This is a genomic window from Corallococcus sp. AB032C, assembly GCF_003668935.1.
GTDB classification, from domain to species: Bacteria; Myxococcota; Myxococcia; order Myxococcales; family Myxococcaceae; genus Corallococcus; species Corallococcus exiguus.
On sequence record NZ_RAWP01000030.1, the window covers coordinates 87,680 to 94,710 of the forward strand.

General features: G+C 69.6%; 6 protein-coding genes. 4 read left to right on the plus strand and 2 right to left on the minus strand.

The window, feature by feature from the left end; genetic code table 11:
* Positions 1 to 104 precede the first annotated feature (104 nt).
* From D7X99_RS15885 to rimO, 4 genes are read left to right on the plus strand one after another with little or no spacing between them, the layout of a single operon-like run.
* Positions 105 to 1,745 (plus strand): ribonuclease J, encoded by a 1,641-nt coding sequence (locus tag D7X99_RS15885; protein ID WP_121778552.1) that lies wholly within the window; start codon positions 105 to 107, stop codon positions 1,743 to 1,745.
* Between the two features lie 31 nt (positions 1,746 to 1,776).
* Entirely contained in the window at positions 1,777 to 2,274 is a 498-nt protein-coding gene (locus tag D7X99_RS15890) for a YajQ family cyclic di-GMP-binding protein (protein ID WP_121752357.1), read from the plus strand.
* 15 nt (positions 2,275 to 2,289) lie between these two features.
* A complete protein-coding gene (locus D7X99_RS15895; protein ID WP_121778553.1) occupies positions 2,290 to 3,399 on the plus strand; it encodes a hypothetical protein in 1,110 nt (369 codons plus the stop codon).
* Between the two features lie 6 nt (positions 3,400 to 3,405).
* Positions 3,406 to 4,833: a 30S ribosomal protein S12 methylthiotransferase RimO gene (gene rimO / locus D7X99_RS15900; RefSeq protein ID WP_120578721.1), complete on the plus strand. Its 1,428-nt coding sequence runs from the start codon at positions 3,406 to 3,408 to the stop codon at positions 4,831 to 4,833.
* Positions 4,834 to 4,916: 83 nt separating this feature from the next.
* Here rimO and D7X99_RS15905 read toward each other — a convergent pair whose 3' ends face one another.
* Both D7X99_RS15905 and D7X99_RS15910 read right to left on the minus strand, forming a co-directional pair.
* Positions 4,917 to 6,335, minus strand: coding sequence for a hypothetical protein (locus tag D7X99_RS15905; RefSeq protein ID WP_121778554.1), 1,419 nt, complete (start codon positions 6,333 to 6,335; stop codon positions 4,917 to 4,919).
* Positions 6,336 to 6,350: 15 nt separating this feature from the next.
* On the minus strand, positions 6,351 to 7,007 hold the full coding sequence (locus D7X99_RS15910) for an outer membrane lipoprotein carrier protein LolA (protein ID WP_121778555.1): 657 nt from the start codon (positions 7,005 to 7,007) through the stop codon (positions 6,351 to 6,353).
* Between the last annotated feature and the right edge of the window lie 24 nt (positions 7,008 to 7,031).

Below are 7,031 nucleotides of genomic sequence, written 5' to 3' on the forward strand. Positions count from 1 at the left end.
AGCCTTTAGTTTGAAACCGTCAAGCAGGCGGGCGGTGGCTCTCGGTGGTGGGGTGTGCGGATTCCTACGCACTGGAGCGGCCGGGCCCTTAGACTTCCGGGCACATGCTCCACGTCATCCCTCTGGGCGGCCTTGGCGAAATCGGCCTCAACGCCATGGTGCTCGCCTGTCGTGGGGAGATGCTGCTCATCGACGCCGGCTTGATGTTCCCCTCGGCGGGAATGCCCGGCGTGGACATCATCGTCCCGGACTTCACACACCTGCGGCGCAACGCGGCCCAGCTCAAGGGCGTGCTCCTCACGCACGGGCACGAGGACCACATCGGCGCGCTCCCCTACCTGCTGGGCGACATGCCCGTGCCCATCTACGGCACGCGCTTCACGCTCGCGCTCGCGCGTCAGCGCCTGGAGGAGCTGGGCGTGAAGGCGGACCTGCGCGAAATCGAGCCGCGCACACCCTTCCCCGTGGGCAGCGTCTTCAGCGTGGAGGCCACGCGCGTGACGCACACCGTGCCGGACGCGGTGGGCTTCATCGTGCGCTCCCCCGAAGGCACCGTCATCCACACCGGCGATTTCAAGCTGGACCCGGACCCCATCGACGGCCTCAAGACGGACCTGGAGCGCTGGGGCGAGGCGGGCGACGAAGGCGTGGTGTGCCTGCTGTCGGACTCCACCAACTCCGAGCATGTGGAAGAGACCGGCAGCGAGCGCGTGGTGCAGACCACCTTCGAGCGCCTCTTCCACGAGACGAAGGGCCGCATCGTCGTGGCCCAGTTCTCCTCCAACCTCCACCGCGTCCGGCACCTGCTGGACCTGTGCGAGCGCACCGGCCGGCTCGTCGCGCTCCAGGGCCGCAGCATGGTGCGCAACGTGGAGCTGGCGCGGGAGATGGGCTACCTGGACGTGCCCGACTCGCTCTTCGTGCACCTGGACAACGTGCCCAAGCTCGCGCCCCACCGCGTGGCGGTGCTCACCACCGGCGCGCAGGGCGAACCGCGCGCGGGCCTCACCCAGCTGGCGAATGGCGATGGGCCCGTGCGCCTGGAGCCCGGCGACACCGTCATCGTCAGCGCCCGGCCCATCCCCGGGAACGAGCGCTCCGTGGGCGCACTGCTCGACCAGCTCCACTGGCGCGGCGCCCGCATCGTCTACGCCCAGGTGGAGCCCGGCGTGCACGTCTCCGGACACGCCAGCCGCCCCCAGCAGCGCCGGGTGCTGGAGTTGATCCGCCCCCGGAACTTCATCCCCGTGCATGGGGAAGTCCGGCACCTACACCGACACCTGACCACCGCCCGCGAAGCCGGCATGGCGGCGGAGGGCCTGCTGCTGGCCCACGACGGGGACGTGGTGACGTTCGAGGAGGGGCGGGGCCGTTTCACTGGCAGCGTGCCTTCAGGGCGCATCATGATGGAGCGCTCCGGGGACGGGGTGGTGACGCCGGAGACGCTGGTGGAGCGCAACAGGCTGGCGGAGACGGGCGTGGTGGCCGCGGCGGTGGTGCTCCGGCGCGACACCCAGGCGCTGGTAGCGGGGCCCCAGCTGTCCGGCCAGGGCCTCAGCCCGGACGAGCAGGGCGTGCTGGCCCGGGTGGCCCAGGACGCGCGGGCCTTCTTCGAGGAGCTCAACCCCCTGCTCCGAGGGGACGACGCCCTGGCGCGGGAGGAGCTCGTGAAGGCGGTGAAGCGGGCCTTCAAGCAGCACACGTCCCGGCGCACCCTGGTGGTGCCCTTGGTCGTCCGGGTGTAGGTATGGTAAGGGCGCGAAAAGGTCCCCCCCCATGCCCTCCTTTGACGTCATCTCCAAAATCGATCTGGCTGAGCTCGACAACGCGGTCAATCAGACCCGGAAGGAGCTCAGCACCCGCTACGACTTCCAGGGCGTGAAGGCCGAAATCGAAATCGCTCCGGACCATTCCTCGCTCACGCTGAAGACCAACAGCGAGGAGAAGCTCCAGGCCGCCAAGGAGGTCCTGCTCGGCAAGCTGGCCAAGCGCGGCATCAGCCTGCGCGTGCTGGAGTTCGGCGACATCGAGAAGACGGGCCTGTCCAACGTCAAGCAGCCCATCAAGCTCCAGCAGGGCATCCCGGTGGAGAAGTCCAAGGAGCTCATCAAGGTCCTCAAGGAGTCGAAGATCAAGGTGCAGGGCTCCATCCAGGCGGATCAGCTCCGTGTCACGGGCAAGAACCGGGACGACCTGCAAGAGGCCATGGCGCTGTTCCGCAAGGAGCAGGACCGCCTCAGCCTGGACATGCAGTTCACCAACTTCCGCGACTAGAGGCGCCCCTTCGCCATGCACGCCGCCCGTCTGGCCTCCCTCGGCCTGCTGCTCGCCACCTCCGCCTTCGCCCAGGACGCGGCGCCCCGTCCCAGCAAGCCGGTGCCCGTGCTCAAGAAGGCACCCCGGCCGGAGAAGGGGCTCAAGGACTTCGGCTCGCCGCTGGTCCTCAAGCCGCTCTCCACCGAGGGCGCCACCGCCAACTTCTCCGCCCGGGTGGGCTGGCGCAAGGACACGCTCTTCGTGGGCGTGGAGGCCACGGACAACCAGCTGCTCGCGGGTGACATCATCACCCTCACGCTCTACTTCCCGGACTCCGGCACCACCGCCACGGGCTACACCTACCGCTTCGCCTTCGACGGCCAGCGCACCTCCGGGGCGGACAGCGGCACGCCCAGGTTCGCGCAAAGCCTGGTGAACGCCGCCGTGCACCGACAGGGCGACACCCTGTCGGTGGTGGCGATGATTCCCGTGCGCGCCCTGCCCCGCTTCCCCGCCGTGGATCCGCTCGTCATGGACCTCTGCATCACCTACGAGGACCAGGACCAGGTGGGCGCCAAGGTGGTGCCGGTGTCCAACTGCAAGGGCGGCACCATGCCGGAGGGTGAAGCGCTGCGCCTGCCGGACGAGGCGCGCAAGAACCTCAAGCTGAAGCCCCCGGAGAACGTCATCGCCCTGGAGGCGGCCCCCACCGGCTGGCTGGGCTGGGGTGTGCTCAGCTACCCCAACTGGGCCCAGGGCGACGCGCCCCTCACGCCCGGCTCGCTGCGCGAGCTGGTGGCCCCCAACGCGGTGGACGCCTCGAAGATGGGCGTGAACCTGCCGGAAGCATTAAGCCTGCCGGACGGACGACCGGTCGTTACCGTGCTCACCGGGAAGAATCCCTATGCCATCGAGGGTCAATGCGACTCTGATGATGAGCTCCGGATGGGGCTCTATGTGGTGTCGGGGAAGACAGCCCAGCGGGTGCTCGACTGGCCGGCCGCCACCTGTGCGCTGGGTCGCGCCACTTCGGTGGAGCTGGAAGAAGACGGGGCGCTGAACATCGGTTACTCGAACGGCGCCATCATCAACTTCGTTTGGAGTGCGGACCACTTCGAGCGGACGCAACTGGGAAAGCGGTAGACGCGCGTGGAAGAGACCAAGAGCCTGTACATGATGACCCTCGGCTGCCCGAAGAACCGGGTGGACTCCGAGGTGATGCTGGGCACGCTGCGCACGCGCGGCTATTCGCTCGTGCAGGAGGCCTCGGAGGCCGAGGTCATCGTGGTCAACACGTGCGCCTTCATCGGGCCGGCGAAGCAGGAGTCGGTGGACTCCATCCTGGAGATGGCGGAGCTGAAGAAGTCGGGCTCGTGCAAGACGCTCGTCGTCACCGGCTGCCTGTCCCAGCGCTACGGCCAGGAGCTGTCGCAGGAGATGCCGGAGGTGGACCACTTCCTGGGCACCAGCGCGTACGCCCAGATTGGCGACCTGCTGGCGGCGGAGGCCACGCCGCGCCAGGTGATTCCGGATCCGGACTACATCCACAACGCGGAGACGCCGCGCATCAACTCGATGCCGAAGTACACGGCGTACTTGAAGATTTCGGAAGGCTGCGACAACGCCTGCGCGTTCTGCATCATCCCCACGCTGCGCGGCGGCCAGCGCTCGCGCACGGTGCAGGACATCGTGGCGGAAGCGCGGAACCTGGTGGACAGCGGCGTGCAGGAGCTGAACCTGGTCGCGCAGGACCTGACGGCGTACGGGCATGACCTGCCCGGCAAGCCGAAGCTCCACGAGCTGCTCAAGGAGCTGGTGAAGGTGGACGTGAAGTGGATCCGCCTGCACTACGCCTACCCGCGCGTGTTCCCGGACGAGCTCATCGACGTCATCGCCACCGAGCCGAAGATCGCCAAGTACCTGGACATGCCGGTGCAGCACGCCAGCGACAAGCTGCTCCTGTCCATGAAGCGCGGCCGCAACTCGGAGTTCCTCAAGAAGCTGCTGGGCAAGCTGCGCGAGCGCGTGCCGAACCTGGTGATGCGCACCTCGCTCATCGTCGGCCTGCCGGGTGAGACGGAAGAGGACTTCGAGCTCCTGAAGGAGTTCGTGAAGGAGCAGCGCTTCCAGCGCCTGGGCGTGTTCCAGTACTCGGACGAGGAGAACACCGCCGCGTTCGACCTGCCGAACAAGGTCCCGGCGAAGACCATCGAGCGCCGCTGGCGCGAGGTGATGGCCATCCAGAAGCGCATCAACCGCGAGCAGAACAAGAAGCTCGTGGGCCAGAAGCTCACCGTGCTGGTGGAGGGCCCCAGCGAGGAGTCCGAGCACCTGCTGGTGGGCCGTCACGAGGGCCAGGCGCCGGAAATCGACGGGCAGGTCTACATCAACGACGGTCTGGCGTACCCGGGCGAGTTCGTCACCGTGGAGGTGACGGAGGCGCACGACTACGACCTCATCGCCCGCGTGGTGGAGCGCCCGGATCCGAAGCAGCGCGAGCACACCCCGCGCGAGGCCCATCCCGCGCCCGTGCCCCTGAAGGCGCTGGCGCGTCCGCCGGAGCCGCGGCCGGAGTAGTCCGTCACCGCGAAGGCCGTACCCCGGGCCCGCCCCGTCCTCCCACCCGGAGGCGGTCGCGGGCCCGAGCCGTTCGTGGGGTGCTACTTCGGATCCTCGGGCTCCAGTTCGCGCTCCTCGACGGGCGGCGGCTGCGGGCCCGAGCCCTTCGTCGGCACCGCCACGCCCTCGCCCAGTGGCGTGGGCTGGCACTCGCACACGGTGCGCCGCGACGCGGACTCCGTGACGAAGGCGCACGTCGTGGGGCACTCGGGCTGACGCCCTTCCTCCACCAGCGACACCACGTAGCTCTTCGCGCCCTGGAGCGCGGCGTGGCACGCGGGCAGGGTCTTCTCCAGCGACGCCCACGGCAGCCGGTGCTGCGTGTTGGCGCCACGGGTGGTGGTCGGGAAGCTCAGGCCCACCTGGCAGCCAGTCTCCAGCCGCTGACCGTCCACGCCCCGAGGCTCCACGTACAGGCGCACGCCCTCCGGCACATCCCGGAACACCTCGCCGGAGAGGGCCACCGCGCCGTCGGGCTCCGCGCGCACGAAGATGCCGTAGCATCCCTCCTCGTTGAATGCGCCGCCCTCGTCCGCGCACTGCTGCCGGCCTCCGCCCTCGGGCGTACGCACGTGGGGCCTGCGCAGCACCAGCGCCCCACCCTGCGCGTCCACGGTAGTAGTGAAGCGGCCCCACACGTCCGGGCCCAGGCGGCCCAGGCTGCTCCGCGACGGCCAGCGCCCCGCGGCCTCCATCACCAGGGGCTTCACGCCCAGGCCGTCGGCCACCTCCACCGAGTCCACCACGAAGGTGCGCGGCGGAAGGCCCGCGGCCGTCTCCAGCGGCTGCAGCCCCAACCCCAGCGCGGGGTCCACCGCCAGGCGGGAGAAGGGCTCCCGCGTGCCCAGCACGAAGGGGCCGGTGATGCTCGCCCCGCCCTGCGTCACCTGCACGGCCAGGAGCGGCCAGTCGCCCAGCGGCTCGCGGCTCAGCTCCACCACGTGCGACTCGCGCACGGCGTCCGTCCCGCGCAGCTCCGCGTCGTAGGCCTCCCGAGGACGTGAGGCGGTGAAGGTCACCTCGCGGCGCAGCGGATCCACCGTGAGGGCATACGGGAACAGCACGTCCTGCCCCAGCGTCACCGAGCAGCCCGTCTCACCGGAGAGCAGCAACGTGCGCAGGGGCGGCGACACCGGGCCCACCGTCAACGGCGGGGCCGGTACTTCCGGCCAGGAGCGATGACCTCCGGAGGACTCCGGCACGCGCGCGGTCCCCGCGGCCGCGGGCGGCGCGCCGTCGAAGCAGCTGGAGGACACGAGCGACAGCGGCCGCGTGACATCCAGCACCACCGGCACGGCCCGGGTCCCCAACCGCCCCGCCACCGTCAGCCGCAGCGCGGGCGACGACAGGAGGGGCAGCGTCTGCCCCGCGAGGCTCGTGGGACGTGAAGGGCCCGCGGGCGCGGTGGAGTGACACCCCGCGCCCAGCAGCACGCATCCCGCCAGCAGCACGCCGCGCATGGGGGGCGGGCCGTCCTACTGCGCCTTCTTGGTGAAGTCGTCCACGCGGGTGCCCTCGGGCGGGTTCAGCTTGAAGCTGTCCGCGGAGATGCCCACGTTCGTCTTCAGGTCCAGGAAGGCGATGGTGTTCTCACTGCCGTCCGGATCCACCACCGTGCTCTTGAGCACCTGCGCCGTCGAGGGGTCCACCTCCAGGCGCACCTGGCGGAAGCGCGGCTCGTTCTTCAGCGGATCCAGGACCAGCAGCGTGCCCTTGCAGTCCTTGCAGGCGCCCTTGGTGATGGCGAACTCGTCCGCCAGCTTCCCCTGACCGAAGAGGAACGTCACCGACGCGGACAGCTGGCTGGTGTCCATGGCCGCCACCGACAGCGTCTGCGCTTCCGGGTCGTGCATGTAGACCTTGTTGCCCGCGAGCACGAACGTCCGCTTGGACGGGTTCTCGTACTCCCAGCGCATCAGGCCCGGCTTCTTGTAGGTCACCGTGCCCGTGGACGTCTGCGTGCGGCGGAAGGCCTTGTACTTGTAGTCCTGCTTGAAGCCCGCCTTGAAGTCGCCCGTCTTCTCGTAGAAGGCCTGCATCCGGTCCACGAGCGTCTTCACCTCGGGCGCCATCGGCTTCGGAGTGGCGCTGGCGGCGACGCTCGCGTCGCCCTGCTTCGCGGCGGGGGGCATGGCGGCCGTGCCGGCATCCTTGGG